The following is a 22,479-nucleotide window of genomic DNA, read 5'->3' on the forward strand; positions in this document are numbered from 1 at the left end:
GCCCCCGCGAGTCCGCCCCAGGAGCCCGCCCCGCGAGAGTCCACCCCCGCAGGTCCGCCACTGCTTCCCGCTACTGCTTCGCGAACTTCGCGCTGATGTCCGCGAACACCCGCTGGGCCTCAGGGCCCAGGTGCGGGCCGGCGAGCCAGGTGTGGGAGTTGGAGCTGATGGAGGTGTTGGAGACCAGGGTCAGTTGGCCGCCGCGGTTGACGAACCAGCCGCCGCCGGAGGTGCCGCCGGTCATGGTGCAGCCGATGCGGTTCATGGCGGGCGTGCCCTGCTGCATGACGAGGCGGCCGGGGCGCGCCGGGCAGTTCATCATGCGCGCGCCGTCGTAGGGCGGGGCTGCCGGGTAGCCGAAGGCGTCCAGGGAGCTGAGCTGGTTCGCGGCGGGGGCGTTGAACCAGACCCGGGCGGCGTTGCCGACGGTCTCCTGGAGCGACTTGCCGCTGCCGTTCTCCGGCTTGACGTGCAGCACGGCGAAGTCGTACGCGGAGCCGCCGTTGCCGGTCGCCTCGTCGCCCATCTTGATCCACTCACCGGACGTGGTGATCCAGTCGGCCCAGAACCGGCCGTACGGGGTGACCTGCTGGGCGGGCGTGCTGTTCACCTGGTTCATCGGCACGCCGTTATCGTTGTAGGACGGCACGAAGACGACATTGCGCATCCAGCCGCCCCGCTTGCCGGAGTGCACACAGTGTCCGGCGGTCCACACCAGGTTGGACTTGCCCGGGTGCGCCGGGTCCTCGACGATCGTGCCGGAGCAGACCATCGGGCCCTTCGGACTGTCGAAGAAGATCTTCCCGACCGGGGCCATGTGCTGGTGGTACGGCCGCGCGACCTGCTCGGCGGTCACCGGCTTCGGTTCGGGGTCCGTACCGTCGAACTCGCTTCCCGTGCCGGTGGCGTTGACGCCGATCTCCGGCGATGTCTTCGCCTTGGCCAGCCGGTCCGACTTCCAGTGGTCCTTGATGACCGGATTGGCGAAATCCTTTGCGTCACGGGCCCACTTGTCCCAGTCCTGCCAGCCGCCGTCCTTCCACTCCTTCAGATCGTCCAGGCTGGTCGGCACGCCCTTGGGGAGCTTGAGCCCCCCGTCGGCCTGGCCCTTCTGGTCGGCGGCCCCACCTCCGAGGGCCTGGTCGCCGTCCGGGCCGCAGGCGGTGACGGTGCCCGCGAGCAGTGCGACGAGTGCGGCGGCCGCGGCGGTGGAGCGGCGGATGGATGGCATGGCGCGGGAGTCCCCCTGGTACGGGGCGGCGCCGCGCGCACAGCGCCGTTGCCGCCGTTTTTTGTCATGTCCCTCATCGGGTTGCGCCCTACTATGCCGTCACGCCAAGCCCGCCTGGCAACCAGGTCCCGGCCACCCGCCACCCAATGGGACAGGACGTACCGCAATGTCACCTTCGCCGGCCCCACTCCGCACGGACCGCCTCACCCTGCGCCGCTTCACGGCGGCCGACGCGGAGTAGATGGCTCACCGGAAACCGCACACGCCGGAGCGGCCCGGCCGCACCACACACCGGAGCGGCCCGGCCACACCGCAGGCCGGGCCGCTCTGTTGAGGCTCTGCTGGAGCAGCCAGTCCCCCGCCCCGGCCGCTCCGCGGACAGCCTCAGCCGCGCGGGTTCGGGCGGCCGGCCTCGCAGATGTCGCGGTCCACGCTGTTGTCGCGGTACTTACGCACGCCGATTTCCAGGTACTTGATGCCGTCCCGGTCGTAGATCGACGGGGTGCTCCAGTGGGTCTCGCCGTTGCGGACATGCCGCCAGGGGGTCGCGCTGCGGTGGCCCCGCTTGTCGGTCCAGACGATCCGGACGGCCGGGTGTCGTCCGTCGGACTTGGTGTCCTTGCCCCGGAGGGTGATGGAGCGGATCTCGTTCTTGCTCTTCCAGTTCCATGCGGCGCTGCCCTTGCCGCCGCTCCCGGAGCAGGACAGTTTGACCGACGCCGCCGCTGCCGTCGTTGCCGCCGGAGCCGTGGTTGCCGCCGCCGGAGCGGCGGTTGCCGGAATCGTGACGGCTGCGGCCGCGAGAGCCGCGGCGGCTGCGAGCTTCATCCCCCGTGTGCGCACAGGTATCTCCTTCATGGTCACTTCGCGGTCCGGCCGGAGCCGGACCCACCCCGTGTGGGTTTCTTCAGTGAAAGAGATACCGCATCTATGTCAGCCAGCACAGAAGATTCGAGAAATCTCGAAAGTCGCCCCCGGCCCTCGTCCCCCTACGGCCCCCTACCGCCCCCTACCGCCCCGCCACCCGCGGATCCCGCTGCGCCGCCGCCGCCCGCCCCGCCGCCCCGTAACGGAATTCCTGGAGCTGCTCCGCCGTGGGGTACCACTGCTGGCGGCAGCGGCAGCACCACCAGCGCCATTTGTCCCAGTCGGTGTTGGTGTGGGCGGTGTCCTTCCACAGCCAGGCGTCGCAGTCGGGGGTGGGGCATTTCGGCGGCAGCGGCATGGCGGGCCTTTCGTCGGTGACGGCTGCCCAGCCTGCTGTGCCGGGGGCCGTACCGTGCGGCGGTTCGCCTGCCGCCACCCGAACGGGTAGCGGACGGCACCGGTGCCACGGCCGCCGTCACGGTGACCCGGCCGCGACGCGCCCGACCCCGTCCCGGAACGCGCTCGCGGGCAGCCGCACACCTCGTGCGACTGCCCGCGGGGTTCCGCGCTCACCGTGCGGCGGCTACTTCTTGGGCAGCCACTTCTTCCAGACCTCCGGGTGCTTCTCCACCCAGCGCTTCGCCGCCTCGTCGGCGGACAGCCCCTCCGAGGCGATCGACTCGGAGACCTCGTTCTGGTCGTCCTTGGTCCACTTGAAGTTCTTCAGGAATGCCGCGGCGCTGCCGCCCTTCTTGGCGAATTCCGTGTTGAAGTACTTCTGGAGCGGCGTCGTCGGATAGGCGCAGTCGATGGACTTGGGGTCCTTCGCGCCCTTCTCCGCACAGGCATCGGTGTACTTGGGGAGCTTGACCTCCACCATCGGCACCTGATTGAAGAGCCACTGCGGCTCGTACCAGTACGTCAGGAAGGGCTTCTTCTGCTTGGCGAACTGCTGGATCTGGGTGATCTGCGCCGCCTCGGAGCCCGCGAAGACCACCTCGTAATCCAGCCCGAGGTTCTTCACCAGCGCCTTGTCATTGGTGACGTAGGACGGCGAACCGTCCATCAGCTGGCCCTTGTTGCCGCTCTCCGACGTACGGAGCTGCTTGGCGAACTTGTTGAGGTTCTTCCAGCTCTTGACCTCGGGGTGCTTGTCGGCCCAGTACTTGGGGACGAACCAGCCGATATGGCCGGTGACGCCGTTGCCGCCGCCCGCCGTGATCGTCTTCTTGTCCTTGACGTACCGCTGCTCCTGCTCCGGGTGGCCCCAGTCCTCCAGGATCGCGTCGACCCGGCCCTGGCTGAGGGCGTCCCAGGCGGGGATCTCGTCCACCTGGACGGTGTCGACGTGGTAGCCCATCTCGTGTTCGAGAAGGTACTTGGCGACCCCGACATTGGACTGGGCGCCGACCCAGGTCTGGACGGACAGGGTGACCGACTTGGAGCCCTTGGCCGCCGCGAACGGCGAGGCCTGCTTGGTCATGTCGGCCTTGCCGCAGGAGGACAGCGAGAGGGCGAGGACCGCCGTGCCGGCCAGCGCGGCCGTCCCGATGATCGTGGTGCGCTTACGGGACATGGTCAGACTCCCTTCCCCGTCGTGCGGCGTTCCGTGGGCTGGGTGACCCGGTCGAGCATCAGGCCCAGGCACACGATGGCCACACCCGCGACCAGGCCGAGGGCCAGGTCTCCGGTGGCGAGGCCGGTGACGACGTCGTAGCCGAGGGCACCGCCGCCGACCAGGCCGCCGATGATGACGACGGCGAGGACCAGGACCACGCCCTGGTTGACGGCCAGCAGCAGCGCGGGCCGGGCCAGCGGGAGCTGGACCTGGCGGAGGATCTGCCAGCGGGTGGCACCGAGGGACCGGGCCGACTCCATGGCCGACGAGTCCACCTGGCGCAGGCCCTGGGTGGTGATGCGGATGACGGCGGGCAGGGCGTAGACCACGGCCGCGGCGGCGGCCGGGGCGCGGCCCACGGCGAACAGCGCGACCACCGGGATGAGGTAGACGAACTGCGGCATGGTCTGCATGACGTCCAGCACCGGGCGCAGGATCGCCTCCAGACGCTTGCTGCCGGCGGCGAGGATGCCGATGCCGAAGCCCAGCACCAGGGTCACCACCAGCGCGGCGATCACCTGGGAGAGGGTGTTCATCGACGGCTTCCACACGCCCAGCACACCGATGGCGGCCATCGCGAGGACGGCGGTCAGCGCGGTGCGCCAGGTGCCGATGAGCCAGGCCAGCGCGGCGACGATGAGCAGCATGCCGTACCAGGGCAGCGCCGTCAGGCCGTCGCGCAGCGGGTTGAGCACCCAGTTGGTGAAGTGCTCGGCCCAGTCGGCGGTGCCGCCGATGACCGGGACTCCGGAGTAGAGGTGGTCGACCATCCACTCCTTGAAGTCGTTGACGGGGCGGGCGAGGTCCACGGCCCAGGCACCCGGCCAGACCAGCGAACCGCTCAGCCGGCCGGCCAGTGCGAGCCCGGCGGTGACCACGGCGATACCGGTCCAGGCCAGCCAGCCGCGCAGCCACTTCGGGCCGATGGCGGCGGTGTCGGCGCCGAGCCGGGCACCGGCCGCCGCGGTGGTGCGGTCCATGACGATGGCCAGCAGCACGATCGGGATGGCGGCGGCGAGCGCGGCACCGACGTCCACCGAGGCGAGCGCCTGGTAGACGCGGTCACCGAGACCGGCCGCGCCGATCATCGAGGCGATCACGACCATGCCCAGCGCCATCATGATCGACTGGTTGACGCCGAGGAGGAGTTCCTTACGCGCCAGCGGCAGGCGGGCGGTCAGCAGCCGCTGCCGTCCGGTGGCGCCGAGCGAGGAGACCGCCTCCAGGACGCCGGGGTCGGCGCCGCGCAGACCGAGCGCGGTCAGCCGCGCCATCGGCGGAGCCGCGTAGATGACGGTGGCCAGCAGCGCGGCGGGGACGCCGATGCCGAAGACCAGCACGACGGGCAGGAGATAGGCGAAGGCCGGCAGCACCTGCATGGTGTCCAGGACCGGGCGCAGAATCCGGAAGAGCCGTTCCGACAGGCCCCCGGCCAGGCCCAGCACGGCGCCGACGAGGACCGAGAAGACCACCGCGACGACCATCAGGGCGAGGGTCTGCATGGTCGGGACCCACATCCCCAGCAGGCCGCTGACCAGGAAGGAGATCAGTGCGGTGGCGGCGATGCGGACACCGGCGACGCGCCAGGCGATCAGCGTGATACCGGCGGTCACACCGGTCCAGCCGAGCGCGAGCAGCAGCATGTAGACGGCGCGTACCGAGATCACCACGGCGTTGCTGAGGTGACCGAGGAAGTAGACGAACAGCCAGTGGCTGTCACGGTTGTCGATGATCCAGTCGCTGGTCTTGCCGAGCGGGCCGGAGACATCGACGGTGAGGGCCGAGGGCCACAGGGCGCCGGGCCACTGGGCGTTGATCAGCGGCACCAGGACCGCCGCGGCGAGGACGAGCAGCAGGAGCTTACTCAGGGCGGGGAATTGCCGCACCGCCCGCAGGGGGCCGGGCCGTTTGGCATCGCTCAGCGGGCGCGTCGAAATGGGGGGCGTGCTGAAGAAAGTCACACGCGCCCCCGCTTCACGGTGCCGGTGGGCACGTTCATCGCGGCGCAGCGCTGGGCCTCGCGCCAGTGGCGCAGCCAGGAGGCGCGCAGCCGGGCGCGGGGCGTGGCGGCGGGAGCCCGGGAGCCGACGGCGCGCAGCGCGCCGCCGCGGGTGGTCGCGGTGTACATCAGGCAGCCACCTCGTCCTGCTGGGGGCTGTCGAGCCGGGCGACCACGTTGAGCAGACAGGCGTGGTCGACGATGCCCAGGCAGCGCTTGCCGTCGACGACCCGGGCCGCGCCGCCGGAGCGGGCGACGGCCTCGATGGCGTCGGAGATCAGGGTGTCGGGGCTCAGCGCGGGGCCCTGGTCGGCCTCGCCGTCCTCGGCCGGGCGCATCGCGCGGCGCACGGTCAGCACCTGCTCGCGCGGGACGTCCCGGACGAAGTCGCGGACGTAGTCGTCGGCCGGGGAGCCGACGATCTCCTCGGGGGTGCCGACCTGGACGATCTTCCCGTCGCGCATCAGGGCGATCCGGTCACCGACCCGCAGCGCCTCGGCGAGGTCGTGGGTGATGAAGACCATGGTGCGGCCTTCCTCCTGGTGCAGGCGGCAGACCTCTTCCTGCATATCGCGCCGGATGAGCGGGTCGAGCGCGCTGAACGGCTCGTCGAAGAGCAGGACTTCGGGGTCCACGGCGAGCGCGCGGGCCAGGCCGACGCGCTGCTGCTGACCGCCGGAGAGCTGCCCGGGGCGGCGCTTCTCCATCCCGGCCAGGCCGACCTTCTCGACCATCTCGTTGGCCTTGGCGCGGCGCTCCGTCTTGCCCATGCCCTGGATCTCCAGGCCGTAGGCGACGTTGTCGACGACGGTGCGGTGCGGCAGCAGGCCGAAGTGCTGGAAGACCATGGCGGCGCGGCGGCGGCGCAGTTCGCGCAGCGTGGTGCGGTCCATGGCGCGGACGTCCTCGCCGTCCATCTCCAGTACGCCGCTGGTCGGCTCGATCAGCCGGGTCAGACACCGCACGAGGGTGGACTTGCCGGAGCCGGACAGGCCCATGACGACGAAGACCTCGCCCTTGTGGACGTCGAAGGAGACATCGCGGACGGCGGCCACACAGCCGGTCTTCTCGCGCAGTTCCTGGGCGCTCAGCTCCGTGACGGAGGAGTCCTCGGGGATGCGCTCGGCTTTGGGGCCGAAGACCTTCCAGAGGTTACGGACGGAGAAGACGACCTCACGGCCGTCGGACGCCTCGGTGGCCGAGGAGTCCTTGGACGTACGCGCGTTGGGTATCTCGGATGCGCCGGCGGAGGTGGTAGCCATCACGCATCACCTCCTTGGGTCGGGGCCTTATGGAGCAGTTCAGCGCACTTCTCCCCCACCATGAGCACGCCCAGCATCGGGTTGACGGCCGGCATCGTCGGGAAGACGGAAGCGTCGGCGATACGGATGCCGGACAGCCCACGGATCTTCAACTCGGGGTCGACGACGGCGAGTTGGTCGTCAGCGGCGCCCATCTTGCAGGTGCCGGCCGGGTGGTAGACGGTGTGTGCCGCCTTGCGCACCAGCTCACCGATCTCCGCGTCGTCGGTGACCTCGGGGCCGGGGAAGACCTCCCGCTTGAGCCACTTGGCGAACGGCTCGGCCTGGGCGATCTTGCGGGCCAGCTTGACGCCGTCGACGAGGGTCTGGCCGTCGTAGTCGTCCTCGTCCTCGAAGTACTTGAAGTCGAGGGCCGGCTTGACCTCGGGGTCCGCGGAGGTGAGGTAAAGACGGCCGCGGGAGCGGGACTTGGGGATGTTCGGGGTCATCGACACCCCGTGCTCGGGGCGCTCGTAGCCCAGCCGCTCGGGGTTGTCGGTGAACGGGATTTGGTAGAAGTGGAACATCAGGTCGGGGCCCTTGTGCTCCGGGTCCCGCTTGACGAAGAGGCCCGCGTCGGAGTCCATCGCGGAGTTGCCCGGGATCGGTCCGTTCGTCTCCCAGACGATCACCGACTCGGGGTGGTCGATCAGGTTCTCGCCGACGCCCGGCAGGTCGAGCACACAGGGCAGGCCGAGCGCTTCCAGGTCCTTCTTCGGCCCGATGCCGGAGTGCATCAGCAGCCGCGGGGTGTCGACGGCACCGGCGCAGACCAGTACCTCGCGGGCGGCCTCGACGTAAACGTCCTCGCCGTCCTTCGTGCGGACGTGGACGCCCTTGGCGGTGGTGCCGTCCAGCTCCAGCTTGTGCGCCCAGGTCTCCAGCATCAGCGTGAGGTTCGGCCGGTCACCGGCCTCCATGTGCGGATGCAGATACGCGACCGACGCCGACGACCGCTTGTTGTTCTCCGGGTGGTAGGAGAGGTCGAAGAAGCCGACGCCCTCGTCGAAGGGCTTGTCGTTGAAGCCGACGACCTCGGGGACGCCGAGGGCGCTCTTGGTGGCCTCGATCCAGTCGGCGGCGATCTGGTTCTGGTCCTTCTTCGCCACCCGCACGATGTTGTTGCGCAGCTTGCCGAAGTACGGGTCCATCTCCTTGGCGCCCCAGCCGGCCGCGCCCGCCGCCGCCCACTCGTCCCAGTCGGACGGCAGCGGCTTGAAGGAGATCAGGGTGTTGTGCGAGGAGCACCCGCCGAGCACCTTGGCGCGGCTGTGCAGGATGTGCGAGTTGCCGCGCGGCTGCTCGGTGGTCGTGTACTCGTAGTCGAGGTCGCCGCCGAGCAGGCCGAGCCACTTGCGCAGCGTCAGCACGTCCTCGCGGTCGATGTCGGACGGGCCGCCCTCGATGACCGCGACGGTGATGTCCGGGTCTTCGGTGAGGCGGGAGGCGATGACGGAACCGGCGGTGCCGCCGCCGACAACGACATAGTCATACACAGGCATTGGGGGTGCTCCTTCTTACAACGTGCGTGGTGCGGGTGGTGCCAGGGAGGCGGGGGTGTCAGCCCGCGAACCAGCGCACCGGCTCCGGCCGGAGGTTTTCGTAAATGTGCTTGCTCTCGCGGTACTCGTCCAGACCCGCGGGACCCAATTCCCGTCCGATGCCGGACTTGCCGAAGCCGCCCCACTCCGCCTGCGGGAGGTAGGGGTGGTAGTCGTTGATCCAGACCGTGCCGTGCCGCAGTCGCGCGGCGACCCGGCGGGCGCGCGCGGTGTCGGCGGAGAAGACCGCACCGGCCAGGCCGTATTCGGTGTCGTTGGCGAGCGCCACGGCCTCGTCCTCGGTGCTGAAGGTCTCCACCGTCAGGATCGGGCCGAAGGTCTCCTCACGGATCACCTTCATCTCGCGGTGGCAGCCGTCGAGCACGGTCGGCGCGTAGAAGTAGCCGGTGGCCGGGCGGACCTCGGACGGCTCGGGGCGGGCACCGCCGCAGCGCAGCTGGGCACCCTCGGCCAGCGCGGAGGCGACATACGCCTCGACCTTGTCGAGCTGCTGCTGGGAGACCAGCGGACCGCACTCGACACCGTCCTCGGTGCCCCGGCCGAGCTTGATCTTCTCGGCGCGGCGGGCGAGTTCGGAGACGAAGCGGTCGCGCACCGACTCCTCGATGATCAGCCGGGCACCGGCCGAGCAGACCTGCCCGCTGTGGATGAACGCGGCGTTCAGCGCCTGGTCGACGGCGGTGTCGAAGCCTTCCTCCGTCGCGCACGCGTCGGCGAACACCACATTGGGGTTCTTGCCGCCCAGCTCCAGCGCGATCTTCTTCGCCCCGGAGACCGCGGCCGCGCCCGCCTTCGTGCCGCTGACCAGGCCACCGGTGAAGGAGAACAGGTCGACATCCGGGTGCTCGGCGAGCCGCTGGCCCACCGGCAGCCCGGCACCGGTGACGATGTTGGCGACCCCGGCCGGCAGCCCGGCCTCGACCAGCAGCTTGACCAGGTGCACGGTCGACAGCGGGGTGACCTCGCTGGGCTTGATCACAAAAGTGTTGCCGGCCGCGATGGCCGGCGCGATCTTCCAACTTGCCTGCAGCAGCGGGTAGTTCCACGGCGTGATGAGCGCGCAGACACCGACCGGCTCGTGCACGATGACGCTGTGCACATCGGGCGAACCGGCGTCGACGACCCGGCCGCCGCTCTCGTTCATCACCAGGTCGGCGAAGTACCGGAAGGCGTTGGTGACGTCATCGACGTCGACCCGGCCCTCTTCCAGCGTCTTGCCGGTGTCCCGGCTCTCGATGAGGGCGATCTCCTCGCGGTCGCGCTGGAGCAGGTCGGCGACCCGGCGGAGCAGCGCGGAGCGCTCGGCGACGGGCGTACGGGACCAGTCACCCGCGTCGAAGGCCCGGCGGGCGGCCGCGACCGCCGCGTCGGCGTCCTCGGCACCCCCCTCGGACACCAGCTGGAGCGTCGTCGCGTCGGCGGGGTCGAGGACCTCCCGCGTTTCGCCGGATGCGGCCGGGAGCCACACCCCGTCTACGTGAATGGTCTCGATTGACGACACGTCGTTCTGCCTTCCAGTTACCCGATCTCGTACTCACTGGTGCAACCACTGGCGTCACCAGCAACGTGGACCCCTCCCCGGAAGCCGCAGACCTATGCCCAAACATTCATGGAAAGTGACTCGACTCACTGAATGTGCGGCCGGATGTCCCGGAACGTACCCTGAATAGCCGTATGTCCCAGGCTGCCTTTTCCCTCGGGACCGGAGGTACCCAGATGACCAGCAGACGGCGTGCCGCCACCGCCACCGCGGCCCTGACCTGCGGTGCGGCCCTGATAGCCGGGGCCGCCTGCACCGGCGCCGCGGCGGCCGGGGATCCGGACGGCGGCGAGGGCGACCTCGCCAACAAATCCGCCCAGCAGATCTCCGACGATTCCCTCCACCAACTGGTCACCGCGAAATCCCTGCGCTTGCGCACCCAGACCAGTACGGATCCCACCAAACTCGACCTCACCCTGGACCGGGCCGGCAACTGCACCGGCGCCATCAGCAAGGGCTCACTGGGCCGCGTCGAGCTCATCAAACGCGGGAACCAGGTCTGGATGAAGCCGGACGCGACCTTCTGGAAGAGCCAGCTGCCCGGCGCGGAGGGCCGCGACGCCGCCGCGAAATACAAGAACACCTTCCTGCACGGCACCACCAAGAACGCCTTCCTGGCCAACCTCTCCACGGCCTGCGACCTCACCGCCTTCCAGAAGACCGCCGTGCCCCCCGAAAACCCACCCTCCGGCGCCCCCTCCCCCTCCGTCACCCCCACCCTCACCAAGGGCCGCCCCACCACCCACGAGGGCACCCGCGTCCTCCCCGTCATCAAAAAGGCCCAGGGCGCCGTCCAAACCCTCTACGTAGCCATCAACGGCAAGCACTACCCCGTCAAACTCACCGCCGAGGTCGACCACCAGACCGGCACCATCCTCCTGAGCAACTACGACACCCCGGTCTCCACCAAGACCCCCACCCCGGCCCATACGGCCGACATCTCGGCCCTGGAGGACCGCCTACAGGGCTCACAGCGCGCCTGACCCGACCCCTCCGTAGCGGTACGTAACCGTTCGTACATACGTATCGTTGAACCGTGCGACTGCCCACGACGCGCGGGTAGTGGGGAGGAGCGGCACAATGTCCATCAGCCTTTACCGGACCGAGACGATCGAGACCGACGGGACCGAGATGGCAGAGCCCACTGAGCAGCGCAATGAGCTGACCCTGGACGAGCTGTTCAGGCAGCTGGAGCGGATGCACACCCCCGAGGGTTACAAGGTAGAGATCGTCGAGGGGGCCGTGTACATGACGCCGCAGCGCGACGTCCATTGGCAAACCATCCGCCGCATCGTGCGGGCGCTGGAAGACCGTTTCGGGATGGACGTTCTGGTGACCTCGGACGTGCGGATCACTTTTCCCGGCGAGGGGAACGGCTTCGCCCCGGACGTCGCCAAGATTGCCGACGACGCCGAGAAAGACGAGTTCGGGCGCTGGCGCCACCAAGACATCGAGTTCATCGCCGAAGTCATCTCCAAGGGCACCGCACACAACGACTACGGCCCCAAGAAGAAGGCCTACGCCCTGGCCGAAGTCCCGGTCTACGTGATCGCCGACCCCTACCTCGGCCGCTGCCGCGTCTTCACCGAACCCCAGGACGGCGACTACAAACTCGACCTCACCGTCGTTTACGGCATGCCCGTCGACCTCACCCACACGGTCGCCGGAATCACCCTCGCCACCGACGATTTCCCCAGGGACTGAGCCCCGGGGGCGGCATGCCCAGGTCTTCCCCGGCCTCTCGATTGCCCCCGCCTGACCGAGCGCCCACCCGTGGCGGATTCGCAGCATTGTGATGGGCGGCGCCCGGCCTCTACGATCCGTAACCTTGACGTCACCAAACGTCGGATCGTAGAGCCGAGTGGAGGAGGGGCCATGGCTCCTGCGTGGGAAGCGGATCCGTCCGCTTCATTCGAGCGCCGGTTAGGGAAAACTGCCCACGAACTGCAGAGCACCAACGGTCGTGACGGCTGCCCTGAGATCTGGGAGCTCGACAACGGCGACATCGCCGTGATCGGCCGGGACCTCACCGACACGTACGCGGCACGCCTTCCCGACGGCGTGACCATCCGCTCCGACGAACGACTGGTCATCCTCCCGGGCACCATGCTGAGCTCCGCGAAACCGGATATTCCCGATGCTCAGCCTGGATGATCTCGGCCTCGACGCATCGCTGGGCGAGCCGCTCCGCCTCGATGCGTACCGAGAGGACTTTCGCGAACGGCAGCGGACGATCGACGGCCAGGATTCCTGGAAACTGGAGCGCCAGCAGGACTTCAAGGAGCCCGGGTTCGCCAGCTGGGACGCGTTCTCCCGAGGCGACTGGGAGGGCGCCCTGCGCCTTGCCGAAGAAGAGCGCGACATCATCCGGGAAGTCGCGGAAGAGACCGAGCGCCGAGGGGTCGTTCTTTACCGCGTGCGGGTGGTCGAAGAACCACTGACGCCCTATCTCCAGTGGGAGATGCATCTGCTGCGGCTTCGTGCGGAGTACGGCGAGAAGATCAGAGTGATCGGCCCGGAGCAGATCGAGGCGCTGGAGAGCGAACATCCACTGCCCGAACTGCTGACACTCGGCGATCAGACCGTCTACCGGATTCTCTACAACAAGCAGGGAATCCTGGACGGCGGGGTGCGCTACCTGTCACACGAAGTCACCGCACGCTGCCGGGACTTCATGCGGGACCTCTACGAGGCCGGCGAGGAGCTGGGTTCCTACTTCGCACGCGAGGTCGCCCCTCTGCCACCTCCGCTCTCCGAGTAGAAGGAGAAAGTGACGGGGATGACCGGCAAGGAGAAGGAGAGCGACCCAGCGCAACCGCAACAGCAACCGCCGGGGACCGGGCCGCACGGTACGCATTCCGAGCTCTCCGGCTCCGCCACTGATGTCGTGCAGGCCAGGGACATCAGTGGCGGCATCCACTTCCACCACGACGACCACACCGGGCGGGCCAGGAACGACCCGCCGATGCCACGTCAACTCCCCAGCGACGTCTGGGGATTCGTCAACCGGTCCGAGGAGCTGCGGCGACTCAACGAGGTCCTCAGCCACGAGGGCGGCGCAGGTGACACGGGTGACGCGAGCGACGAGGGTGACGGCCCGCTCGTCGTATCGATCTGCATCGTCGCCGGTACGGCCGGTGTGGGCAAGACATCGATGGCGCTGCGCTGGGCACATCGGGTCCTGGCGCATTTCCCGGACGGTCAGCTCTATGTGAACCTCCGCGGTTACGACCCCGGTGCGCCGGTCACCTCACAGGAGGCGCTGCACCGGTTTCTTCCCGCGCTCGGCGTGCCCGCGAAGGCGATTCCGGCGGATCCGGAGGCCGCCGCGGCGCTCTATCGCTCCCTGCTGGCCGGTCGGCGCATGCTGATCGTGCTGGACAACGCCGCCACCGTGGGGCAGGTCCGGCCGCTGCTTCCCGGCACGGCGGGGTGTCTGGTTCTGGTCACCAGCCGCAGCCGCCTCTCAGGGCTCGTCGCCCGGGACGGGGCGCGCCGGCTCACGCTGGGGACGCTGGGCGAGACGGAAGCGGTGGCGCTGCTGCGCGCGGTCACCGCCGACTACCGGACCGGGGACGCCGAGGAGCAGCTCACCGAACTGGCCCGGCTGTGTGCCCGACTCCCCCTGGCCCTGCGTATCGCGGCGGAACGGGCCGCCGCCCGTCCCCGTATGAGGCTGGACGACCTGATAAATGATCTCCGTGACGAATCGGCTCTGTGGGATGCCCTGAGCGCGGGAAGCGCCGGAGACGACGAGGAAGCTGACGCGGTACATACGGTGTTTGCCTGGTCCTATCGGGCGCTGCCCGACGAAGCGGCGTATCTGTTCAGAGTGCTCGGCCTGTACCCCGGGCCCGAGTTCGGAGCGTCGGCCGCGGCGGCCCTCGCCGGGGTCCGCGTCAGCCGAGCGCGGCACTTGCTGGACGTGCTCGTCGGAGCGCATCTGCTGGAGCAGACCGCTCCGGACCGCTATGAATTCCATGACCTGCTGCGGGCTTATGCGACGGACCAGGCCCAGCGGGAGGAGACACCCGAGGGGCGTGCGGCGGCTCTGCGGCGCCTACTCGACTGGTATCTGCACTCCGCCGACGCCGCTCAGACCTGGATCAACCCGCATGAGGCCCATATCGCCCTCGACCCGGCCGACGCCGCCGTCGCCCCGCTGGTGTTCCCGGGCTACGACGAGGCGCTGAACTGGTACGAGCTGGAACGCGCCAACCTGCTGGCAGCCGCCCGCGCGGCCGAGGAAGCCGGGCAGGACCGGGCGGCGTGGCAATTGTCCGCCGTGCTGCGGAGCATCCATATGCTCCTCAACCCCTTCGACGAGTGGCTGGCCATGGGCCAGATCGGCCTGCGTGCCGCCGAGCGGCTGGGCGACCGTGCCGCGGAGGCCGAGGTGCTGGAGAGTCTCGGCATGGCGTATACGCAGTCCCACCGCCTGGCGGACGCGGCCCGCTGTCACGAGCGAGCGCTCGCCGTACGCCGCGAACTGGACGACCGGCTGGGCGAAGGGCTGTCGCTGAACGACATCGGGTTGGTCTATCTCCGTCAGCGACGGCTGGCGGAGGCCGGTGACCGGTTCGAGCAGGGGCTCTCCCTCTTCCGGGAACTCGACGCAGCTCACTGGGAAACCGTCGTGATGTCGAATCTGGCCGAAGTGCACCTCGAAACAGAGCAGTTGGCGATGGCGCACGACGTCATCCGCCGCGTCCTGGACCGGTACCGTGAGCAGGGAAACCAAGGCAGTACCGGCAATGCGCTGCGCATCCTGAGCGCCGTCCAGCGTCAGCTGGGCGAGCCGGGGGAAGCGCTGCGATCGGCCCAGGAAGCCGTGGACATCGCACGCGGCAGGCGCAACCATCCGTGGGAGGGCTATTGGCTGCTGGAGCTCGGTGCGGCCCAGCAGGTCAACCACCAGTTCCCGGACGCCCTGGCCTCCTACCAGCGCTCTGCGGCCGTGCAACGCCGACTCGGCGACCGGTCACGGGAGGCGCGGGCGTGGATGGGGGCGGGCGAGACGTACGGGCGCATGGAGCGCTTCGACGAGGCGGCCGCCTTCCAGCGCCGCGCCGCCGCCGTCCACCGTGAGCTGCGCGATCACTGGTACCTGGCGCTCGCGCTCGACGGCCTGGCCGATGCGTGTGAGGCGCTGGAGCACGGGGACGAGTCACGCGGGTACCGGTCCGAAGCGCTGGGCATTGTGAGCGCCTTCGGTGACCCCCGGGCGGTACGGATGCGAGCGCGGCTGGAGACGGGCTTGGGAGGCGGCTGAGTCGGGCGCCGGTACGGGGACTGTGCAGGGCCGGCCGGGGCGCCGTCACCCGGGCTGCCGAACCAAAGGGGCCGGGGGTGGTTGTTCGGCGGAGAATGCAGGCATGGCTGAGACAGTGGCGAGAGCGGTGCTTGAAGGGGGGCCCGCGGGGTTTGCCGGGCGGGTTGTGGATATTGAGCCGCCTGGGGATGAGTTGAAGATTCCGTTTCGTAATGGGTATGAGCATTTTCGGGCTACCGGTCGGCAGCAGGAGACCGCCGAGGGGACGCTGCCCGTTTATGAGTGGTGGGAGCGGACGGAGCTGCCCGGGTAGGGGCGCGCCTCGGGCGCCGGGCGCTCAGGTGTGGGGGACGAAGGTTCGCAGGGCGATTTGCTGGGTCCATTCCTGTTCGGGCCAGTCTTCCTCGGGGCCCAGGACGAGGACGGCGAACTGGCGGCCGTCGGCGGCGGTGAAGGCGCAGTCGACGACCTTGACGCGCATGCCGAGGCGTTTGCTGTCATAGGCGTAGACCAGTTGGTTGGCGTCTATGCCCGGACCCGGGAAACCCAGGGGTTCGAGGCTGATCTCCTCGTAGCCGGGGTTGGCGGACAGGCCCTTTGATGCTTCCTGGAGTGCCTCGCGCGGGGTGATTTCCGGGTTGCTGATCTCGAAGATCTGCACCAGGCCGTGGTCGTCCGGGGCGGTGTAGAACACGCCGGTCTCGCGTTCGCTGCGCGTCCAGGTGCCGGGTACCGCGAGGGTGAAGCCCTTCTTGTCGTGTACGAGGTGGTAGCCGTCGGGGAGGTCGGTGAGGGTGGGGGCGCGGCCGGGTGCGGTGCTGTTCGTGGCGCCGGAGGGCGGTGCGGTCGCCGTGCCGGTCTGGGTGTGGGTCTTGGTGCGGGCCGGGGGCCGGGCGGCGGTCGGGTCGTCGCCGTGGCCCCAGAGCAGATAGCCGCCGCCGATGACCGCCGCGATCACGGCCACCGCCCCGCCCGCGACCACTCCCCTCCGTCGCCGAAACCCGGGCGCATAGCCGATGTCGGCGTCGATGCCGGGCACCGGGGTGCGGTACGGGTCGGCGGCGGGGGTGAAGTACGGGTCGGGGGCGTAGAGGTGGGCGTCGGGGGCGGCGGAGGCGTCGGGGGCAGCGGAGGCGTCGGGGGCAGCCGGGTCCGGTAAGGCGCCGGGGGACGAATTGGGGTGCGGGTACGGGTACATGGCGCGGGGCGGGCGGGGCGGGGTGTCCGGCGTGGGCGCGGCGTCGGGCGTGGGCGTACCCGACGGCGGAGCGCCCGCACTCGCGCCCGCGCCCGCATTTCCCCCTCCCACCGACGGTGCGACCGACGGCCGCGGCGGCGCCGGCCCCCTATACGGCGCGGGCGGCGGCGTGTCCGTCTCCCAGCTCTGCGTCTCGTCGTTCCAGCGGGGCGGGCCGCCGCGCTTCATGGTCAGCCTCCCGCCAGGGTCGTGAGGGCCTGGGTTACCGCGGCGCCGGAGGCCAGTAGGCCGACCACCGCGCCGGCGTCGGCGAGTGCCGTGCGGAGCCGGGTCAGCCGTCCCGGGGCGGCCGCGCCGGTGTCCGCGATGTCCGCCTCCGTTTCGGCGAGTTCGCCTCTCAGGGCCGTGATCTGTGGGCTTTCCACCGCCCGGGACAGATCGTCGTGCAAGGCGCGGACGGCGCGCAGCAGTTCCTCCTGCGCCGGGTCCCTCGCCGGTACGGCTCCGCCTTCGTGGTGGGTCACCGTGTTGTGGTCGCCGATGGCGAAAGCACCCCGGACGCTGCCGATGTGGATGCCGTTCCCGCGCTCGTCAGCCGTTGCCACGCTGGGCACTTCCCTTCGTGTCGGCACCGCGCCCGGTGGTGCCGTGGTGGTTGATCGTGTTGTGGTCGCCGATGCCGACGGCGCCCTGGGCGGACTCGACGTAGACGCCGCCCTCGGCGACATGCACGACCCGCTGCTCGAATTCGTCGGTCTGATAGCCCGCCTCGCGCAGCGCCGTGGTCACCCCGGCCGCCACCCGCTGCTGAATGGTCTTCAGATAGCGGGCGACGTCCATGTCCTGGAAGAGCGAGGACTCGCCGTACGTGCCCAGTTCGCGTACGGAGGCGCCGGGGCCCTCGGGCAGCGCCGCGCCATGGCCCGCGGTGGCCAGCCGCCAGGCCGACAGCAGGCCGCGGGCCAGCGTGCCGAGGGCGTGCCCGGCGGAGCGGGGCGTATGCGTCAGCGCCCAGACGGCCTTGCCGAAGTGGTGATGGTGGCGGTGCCGGTACGCGAGCCGGTCGGCGTCCTGGAAGGGCTGCCGCAGCGGCCACAGCACATGCGGCGCGACCTCCAGCATCAGCATCCCGCCCTGGGTGTGCACACGCACGAAGACCGTGGTGACGATGCCCTCGTTCCAGCCGCCGACCCGGATGCGCAGGAAGTGCCGCCGGGTCTCGCCGCCCTCCTCCACCGCGGCCGCCCGGTGCGCCTCGAACGCCTCCGGTGCGTACGGTGCCGCCGCCCGGCTCGGCAGTCCCTCGGCCGGCAGAAAGACGCACTCGTCGATCTCCAGCCCGCGCAGCCGGTCGCGGACCGCGGCCGCGGTGGCCGGCGAACCGTGCGGCGACGGCACCCGCAGCGCCGCCACCAGCGGCACGATCCGGGCCAGGATGGCGCTGTTGTCCAGCGGTTCGGCAGTACGGTCCGCGCGCGGATTCAGCTCCACCGACAGCGACCAGGTCCGGTACGGCTGCCCGGCACCGCAGAACGGGTTGGCGGCCCGGTACATCACCAGCGGCCCGTGCTGCTCGGTCCGCACCCGGTCCCGCAGCCGACGGAAGCGGAAGCCCTCGGCGCGCTCGGCGGGGTCGGACATCACGTCCGGGAAGCGTTCCCTGGACAGCTCGCTCGCCAGTACCCGGGCGAACTGCCCGCGTTGCAGACCGACCAGCACGGCCATCACCAGCGGCAGCAGCAGCGCGACCCAGACCCCCACCAGGAGGCCCGTCCCGTAGCCGCTGCCGAAGGCAGTGCCGTACGAGCTGTCCCACGGCCCGGAGCCGTACGAACCGTACGCGTCCGAGGAATCACCCGTCAGGGAACTCAGCCCGTCCGGGAGCACGGTGAACGGCCATCCCGCGCCCACGAGGGCGATCCCGCCGACGAACGCCATCACCAGCAACGCCACATACACGAAGGCCAGTGCCAGCCGGCCGTACCAGCGCAGGACGAAGGAGAAGAAGCGGGCCACGCCCGGCAGGACGGGTGCCCGGCGGACGACGCGGGACAGCGCCATGAGGACGACGGGGTATAGATAGAGCGCCGCGAGCCCGTAGGAGAGCGGCAGGGCCACGATCCACAACAGCAGGATCCCCGCCGCCCAGCCGAGCTGGAGCCGCCGGGCACGCAGCGCATGGGCCAGCACGCGGGCCGCGTCGATGCCCAGGGACGGTGCGGCGAACCGCTCCTCGTGGACGTACAGCTCGTCGATGACCGCGTCGCGGAAGGAGTCGTCGAGGTACGTCCCGGCGCACAGCAGCCGGGTGGCCTCACTGGCGCCCGGCGGGATCGGGGGAAGCTGCGGCGGAGGCGGGGCGCTGCCGTCCGGCTTACGCAACCGCGCCGGGCCCCCAGGTTCGGCGGGCTGCTCAGGCACCTTCATCCCAGTCATCGACCTCCCCCGAAAACACCAACGAGCCACCGCTGCGGGCCTGTTGGACAGTCGAAACCGCCGACTCGGGCCACACGGAAGCGGAAGCCGCAGCATAGGGGAACGGAGCGCTCCGTGTCAGCGCGATAACCCAAGGTTGCCGCGCTGACGGCGGGCACTCCGAAGAGATCAGACGGCTGCGGGGAACTCGCCGTTCTTGAGGGCGGCGACGAAGGACGACCAGCCGCCCGTCGGGAAGATCACTACGGGGCCGTGCGGGTCCTTGCTGTCACGGACGGGGACGGCGTCGGGGATACCGGGGGCTACTTCGATGCAGTCCCCGCCGTCGTCCCCGCTGAAGCTGCTCTTCATCCAGGTGAGCGCCACCTCGATGCAGTCGCCGCCGTCGTCGTGGCTGTAGCTGCTCTTGACCCATATCGCTGTGCTCAGCTGGTGCTTGTCCATGGTCCCCGTACCTTTCCATGAAGTCGCCGATCAGGGCAGCTGATTCGGGGGCTGACAGAGCATCCGCCCTGAGCACATCATAGATCTGGCTGTGGCGGGCATAGACAGCCGGATCGTCGCGAAAATGGCCGCGCTCCAGCGACTCCGAGTAGAGCCAGCATTCCCCGTCGGGCAACGCGATCAGGGCCATGGAGGCTTTGGGCCGCCGAACCTCGGCACGGTCGGCCGGGGCAACCTGAACGCGGATGTTGGCGTACTGCCCGACCCTCAGCAAGTGCGCGCACTGGTCGCGCATGACTGCCGGACTGCCCACAACATTGCGCAGGCAGCTCTCATCCAGCACGGCTACGTACAACGGGCCGTTGACAGCCAGAAAGCGCTGCTGGCGGCTCAGTCGCGCCCGGACTCGCTCCTCCACCTTCTCGGCGTTCGTGCTGCGACGACTGAACAGCGCATGCGCGTAGTCAGGCGTCTGCAACAGGCCCGGGATGACCTGCTCTTGATAGGCCCGCAGCGCCACCGCCTTGGCATCCATCTCCGCCCGCCGCTCGAACCAGTCCGGATGCTGCACCTCCGGGTACCAGTCGATCCGCCCCCATAACCGCAGCAGCACTCCCCCGGTGCCCAGGAGTTCATCGCACTGCTTGGCGAACATGTCCTGCGGGACACGGGTGCCTGCCTCGATGCGGGCCACGTGCGAGCGGTCGCACGGGATCTTTTTCGACAACGCCTGCTGTGTGAAGCCCGCCAGCTCCCGGAAGTGTTTCAACACCTCCCCGAACACAACGGCAGTGTTGGCGGCCGGTCCACTCGCGGCGTTGCGTCGTCGTCGGCTCACCGCATCCCCCTTGGTGCCAGATCGTCGGTGTCACGCGTCTGACGTTGCGACCCGCACTACGGGGCGCAACGCTGAACACACCCAACGTAATGGGTCATTCGGCCAAATGCGGCGCGTTCTTGCGCAACCAACCTCTTGGAGTCAGTGAGCATGAGTTACGACCGGGATGCCGTCCCCGCGCCTATGCCGGGGCTGCGTCTGCTGCCGTGGGCGGGCGAGGGCGGGAAGCCGTGCTTCTTGTCGACGGATGTCGCCGGGGGTGTGCTGTCGCGGCTGGCCGATGAGATCGAGGCGGAGCAGCTGTGTGACGGTGCGGATGTCCTCCGGGGCGCGGAGGCCGTACTGGACGACGGCAAGGCCGGGGAGCATGCGCTGCGGCGGGCGCTGCGGGCCACCACGCAGTCGTTCGGGGATGTGCTGCGCGTCGCCGACAGCCGGGGCGCGCGGCTGCCCGTGGCGGCGGACGGTGGCGACGAGGCCGACAGCGGTCAGAAGGCCGACGACGGGCCTGACGACGGGCTCGGCGGCGGAGAGGAGCTGCCCGGCGAGCCCGCATGACCGAGCCCGCACGGCCGTTGCTGACCGTGCGGGCTCGTGGGTGCTGCGGTGCCGCCCGCGTGGGGCGGCCGCGGCGGTGGGTCAGCCGAGGAGGCCGAGACCGCGGACGGCCTCGCGCTCCTCCGCCAGCTCCGCCACGGACGCGTCGATGCGCTCGCGGGAGAAGTCGTTGATCTCCAGGCCCTGGACGATCTCGTACTTGCCGTCCTTGGTGGTGACGGGGAAGGAGGAGATCAGGCCCTCCGGGACGCCGTAGGAGCCGTCCGAGGGGATGCCCATGGAGGTCCAGTCGCCGGCGGCGGTGCCGTTGACCCAGGTGTGGACGTGGTCGATGGCGGCGTTGGCGGCCGAGGCGGCGGAGGACGCGCCACGGGCCTCGATGATCGCCGCACCGCGCTTGGCGACGGTCGGGATGAAGTCCTCGGCCAGCCACTTCTGGTCGTTGACGACCTCGGCGGCGTTCTTGCCCGCGACCTCGGCGTGGAAGATGTCCGGGTACTGGGTGGCGGAGTGGTTGCCCCAGATCGTGAGCTTGCGCAGCTCGGAGACCGGGGTGCCGGTCTTCTTCGAGAGCTGCGAGAGCGCGCGGTTGTGGTCGAGGCGGGTCATCGCGGTGAAGCGCTCGCGGGGTACGTCCGGCGCGGCGGCCTGGGCGATCAGCGCGTTGGTGTTGGCGGGGTTGCCGACGACCAGGACCTTGATGTCGTCCGCGGCGTGGTCGTTGATGGCCTTGCCCTGCGGCTTGAAGATGCCGCCGTTGGCCTCCAGGAGGTCGCCGCGCTCCATGCCCTTCGTACGGGGGCGGGCGCCGACGAGGAGCGCGACGTTCGCGCCGTCGAAGGCCACGTTCGGGTCGTCGGAGATGTCGATGCCCTGAAGGAGCGGGAAGGCGCAGTCGTCGAGCTCCATGGCGGTGCCCTCGGCGGCCTTCAGCCCCTGGGGGATCTCCAGAAGGCGCAGCTTGACCGGCACGTCCGCGCCGAGCAGATGTCCGGAAGCGATGCGGAAGAGCAGTGCGTAACCGATCTGGCCGGCGGCGCCGGTCACGGTCACATTGACGGGAGTGCGGGTCATGGCGATCTCCTGCGCGGTGTTTTCCGGGGGCAAGCCCCTGGTCCACCATGGGTGGCGGTGGGTGTCCCTGCCCAGCTATCGAGGTCTCTTGGTATCGAGAGACCCGGCCGTCAGGCTATCGGACCCCCGCCCGGGGGAGGCGACGGGCCGGTGTGCAACACCTCACCGGGTGGCTGACCGGGGCCTGCCCGGGGGCCTTGCCCGGGGGCCTGGGGCGTCCGTACGGCCGCCGGGAGCGGGCTTTGCGGCCGTCGGGAGCGGGCTTGACGGCCGTACGGGGCGGGCTCAACGGCGTCCGGAACCGGCTTTGCGGGGTTCGGTGTGCGGTGTGCGCTTCGCGCGGGCCCCGGTGGGGCGAAGGGGCGGCGGCCGCCCGCTCAAGGAGGGGGGAAGCGGGCGGCCGCCGAGTTGTGCCACACCCGTGGGGGGGGTACTTCGTCGCTTGCCCGGGATCCCGGCGGGCATGCCCCCTGTCTTTCGGACATCCTCAGCGGGCGGTGATCCCGGGTCTGCGGGCGGGCCGGGCGGCCCTGGCGCCAGG

At 70.0% G+C, this 22,479-nt stretch carries 21 protein-coding genes and 1 pseudogene; 7 read left to right on the forward strand and 15 right to left on the reverse strand.

All coding sequences use genetic code 11. The features are described 5' to 3' along the window. Positions 1–70: 70 nt before the first annotated feature. The 9 genes from STRTU_RS13315 to STRTU_RS13355 all read right to left on the reverse strand — a co-directional run bounded on the left by STRTU_RS13315 (position 71) and on the right by STRTU_RS13355 (position 10,079). Complete coding sequence (locus STRTU_RS13315; protein ID WP_159743736.1) at positions 71–1,231, reverse strand: trypsin-like serine peptidase; 1,161 nt, start codon at positions 1,229–1,231, stop codon at positions 71–73. 384 nt (positions 1,232–1,615) lie between these two features. Then, on the reverse strand, positions 1,616–2,074 hold the full coding sequence (locus STRTU_RS13320) for a hypothetical protein (protein WP_159743737.1): 459 nt from the start codon (positions 2,072–2,074) through the stop codon (positions 1,616–1,618). 166 nt (positions 2,075–2,240) lie between these two features. Continuing rightward, the gene (locus STRTU_RS13325; RefSeq protein WP_159743738.1) at positions 2,241–2,456 is read right to left on the reverse strand and encodes a hypothetical protein; all 216 of its coding nucleotides are present in this window, start codon (positions 2,454–2,456) and stop codon (positions 2,241–2,243) included. 225 nt (positions 2,457–2,681) lie between these two features. Further along, positions 2,682–3,674 (reverse strand): ABC transporter substrate-binding protein, encoded by a 993-nt coding sequence (locus tag STRTU_RS13330; protein WP_159743739.1) that lies wholly within the window; start codon positions 3,672–3,674, stop codon positions 2,682–2,684. Positions 3,675–3,676: 2 nt separating this feature from the next. After that, positions 3,677–5,677, reverse strand: coding sequence for an ABC transporter permease (locus STRTU_RS13335; protein ID WP_371873590.1), 2,001 nt, complete (start codon positions 5,675–5,677; stop codon positions 3,677–3,679). Next, on the reverse strand, positions 5,674–5,844 hold the full coding sequence (locus tag STRTU_RS13340) for a hypothetical protein (protein WP_167539142.1): 171 nt from the start codon (positions 5,842–5,844) through the stop codon (positions 5,674–5,676). The genes STRTU_RS13335 and STRTU_RS13340 overlap by 4 nt, the downstream gene beginning before the upstream one ends. After that, positions 5,844–6,977: a quaternary amine ABC transporter ATP-binding protein gene (locus STRTU_RS13345; protein WP_159743740.1), complete on the reverse strand. Its 1,134-nt coding sequence runs from the start codon at positions 6,975–6,977 to the stop codon at positions 5,844–5,846. Before STRTU_RS13345 ends, STRTU_RS13340 begins: the two co-directional genes overlap by 1 nt. After that, on the reverse strand, positions 6,977–8,518 hold the full coding sequence (locus tag STRTU_RS13350) for a GMC family oxidoreductase (RefSeq protein WP_159743741.1): 1,542 nt from the start codon (positions 8,516–8,518) through the stop codon (positions 6,977–6,979). Before STRTU_RS13350 ends, STRTU_RS13345 begins: the two co-directional genes overlap by 1 nt. Positions 8,519–8,576: 58 nt before the next feature. Continuing rightward, positions 8,577–10,079, reverse strand: coding sequence for an aldehyde dehydrogenase family protein (locus STRTU_RS13355; protein WP_159743742.1), 1,503 nt, complete (start codon positions 10,077–10,079; stop codon positions 8,577–8,579). Positions 10,080–10,294: 215 nt separating this feature from the next. Here STRTU_RS13355 and STRTU_RS13360 point away from each other — a divergent pair, with 215 nt between their 5' ends. From STRTU_RS13360 to STRTU_RS13385, 6 genes are all read left to right on the forward strand, one after another. Next, positions 10,295–11,101 (forward strand): hypothetical protein, encoded by an 807-nt coding sequence (locus tag STRTU_RS13360; RefSeq protein WP_159743743.1) that lies wholly within the window; start codon positions 10,295–10,297, stop codon positions 11,099–11,101. A gap of 97 nt (positions 11,102–11,198) precedes the next feature. After that, positions 11,199–11,822: a Uma2 family endonuclease gene (locus STRTU_RS13365; protein WP_159743744.1), complete on the forward strand. Its 624-nt coding sequence runs from the start codon at positions 11,199–11,201 to the stop codon at positions 11,820–11,822. Positions 11,823–11,993: 171 nt separating this feature from the next. Continuing rightward, positions 11,994–12,272, forward strand: coding sequence for a hypothetical protein (locus tag STRTU_RS13370; RefSeq protein WP_159743745.1), 279 nt, complete (start codon positions 11,994–11,996; stop codon positions 12,270–12,272). Then, positions 12,256–12,879: a DUF6879 family protein gene (locus STRTU_RS13375; protein ID WP_246240450.1), complete on the forward strand. Its 624-nt coding sequence runs from the start codon at positions 12,256–12,258 to the stop codon at positions 12,877–12,879. The genes STRTU_RS13370 and STRTU_RS13375 overlap by 17 nt, the downstream gene beginning before the upstream one ends. 18 nt (positions 12,880–12,897) lie before the next feature. Next, positions 12,898–15,390 (forward strand): tetratricopeptide repeat protein, encoded by a 2,493-nt coding sequence (locus STRTU_RS13380; RefSeq protein ID WP_159743746.1) that lies wholly within the window; start codon positions 12,898–12,900, stop codon positions 15,388–15,390. Positions 15,391–15,493: 103 nt separating this feature from the next. Continuing rightward, positions 15,494–15,703 (forward strand): DUF5988 family protein, encoded by a 210-nt coding sequence (locus tag STRTU_RS13385; RefSeq protein WP_167539143.1) that lies wholly within the window; start codon positions 15,494–15,496, stop codon positions 15,701–15,703. A gap of 24 nt (positions 15,704–15,727) precedes the next feature. Here STRTU_RS13385 and STRTU_RS13390 read toward each other — a convergent pair whose 3' ends face one another. The 5 genes and pseudogenes from STRTU_RS13390 to STRTU_RS13410 form a co-directional block, all read right to left on the reverse strand. Beyond that, positions 15,728–16,588, reverse strand: a complete 861-nt coding sequence (locus STRTU_RS13390; protein WP_246240453.1) for a hypothetical protein — start codon at positions 16,586–16,588, stop codon at positions 15,728–15,730. 230 nt (positions 16,589–16,818) lie between these two features. Next, positions 16,819–17,193 (reverse strand): hypothetical protein, encoded by a 375-nt coding sequence (locus STRTU_RS13395; RefSeq protein WP_159743748.1) that lies wholly within the window; start codon positions 17,191–17,193, stop codon positions 16,819–16,821. Then, on the reverse strand, positions 17,180–19,024 hold the full coding sequence (locus STRTU_RS13400; protein ID WP_167539144.1) for a hypothetical protein: 1,845 nt from the start codon (positions 19,022–19,024) through the stop codon (positions 17,180–17,182). The genes STRTU_RS13395 and STRTU_RS13400 overlap by 14 nt, the downstream gene beginning before the upstream one ends. A gap of 168 nt (positions 19,025–19,192) precedes the next feature. Then, positions 19,193–19,468, reverse strand: coding sequence for a DUF397 domain-containing protein (locus STRTU_RS13405; RefSeq protein WP_159743749.1), 276 nt, complete (start codon positions 19,466–19,468; stop codon positions 19,193–19,195). A gap of 37 nt (positions 19,469–19,505) precedes the next feature. Continuing rightward, positions 19,506–20,306: pseudogene (locus STRTU_RS13410) on the reverse strand (helix-turn-helix domain-containing protein); the annotation flags it as partial. A 150-nt stretch (positions 20,307–20,456) separates the two neighbouring features. Here STRTU_RS13410 and STRTU_RS13415 point away from each other — a divergent pair. Beyond that, the gene (locus tag STRTU_RS13415; RefSeq protein WP_246240455.1) at positions 20,457–20,864 is read left to right on the forward strand and encodes a hypothetical protein; all 408 of its coding nucleotides are present in this window, start codon (positions 20,457–20,459) and stop codon (positions 20,862–20,864) included. A gap of 81 nt (positions 20,865–20,945) precedes the next feature. On the opposite strand, the gene STRTU_RS13420 is transcribed toward STRTU_RS13415, so the two are convergent. Further along, a complete protein-coding gene (locus STRTU_RS13420; RefSeq protein ID WP_159743751.1) occupies positions 20,946–21,938 on the reverse strand; it encodes a malate dehydrogenase in 993 nt (330 codons plus the stop codon). Positions 21,939–22,479: the final 541 nt, after the last annotated feature.

The sequence above is a fragment of the Streptomyces tubercidicus genome, assembly GCF_027497495.1.
Classification (GTDB): Bacteria; Actinomycetota; Actinomycetes; order Streptomycetales; family Streptomycetaceae; genus Streptomyces; species Streptomyces tubercidicus.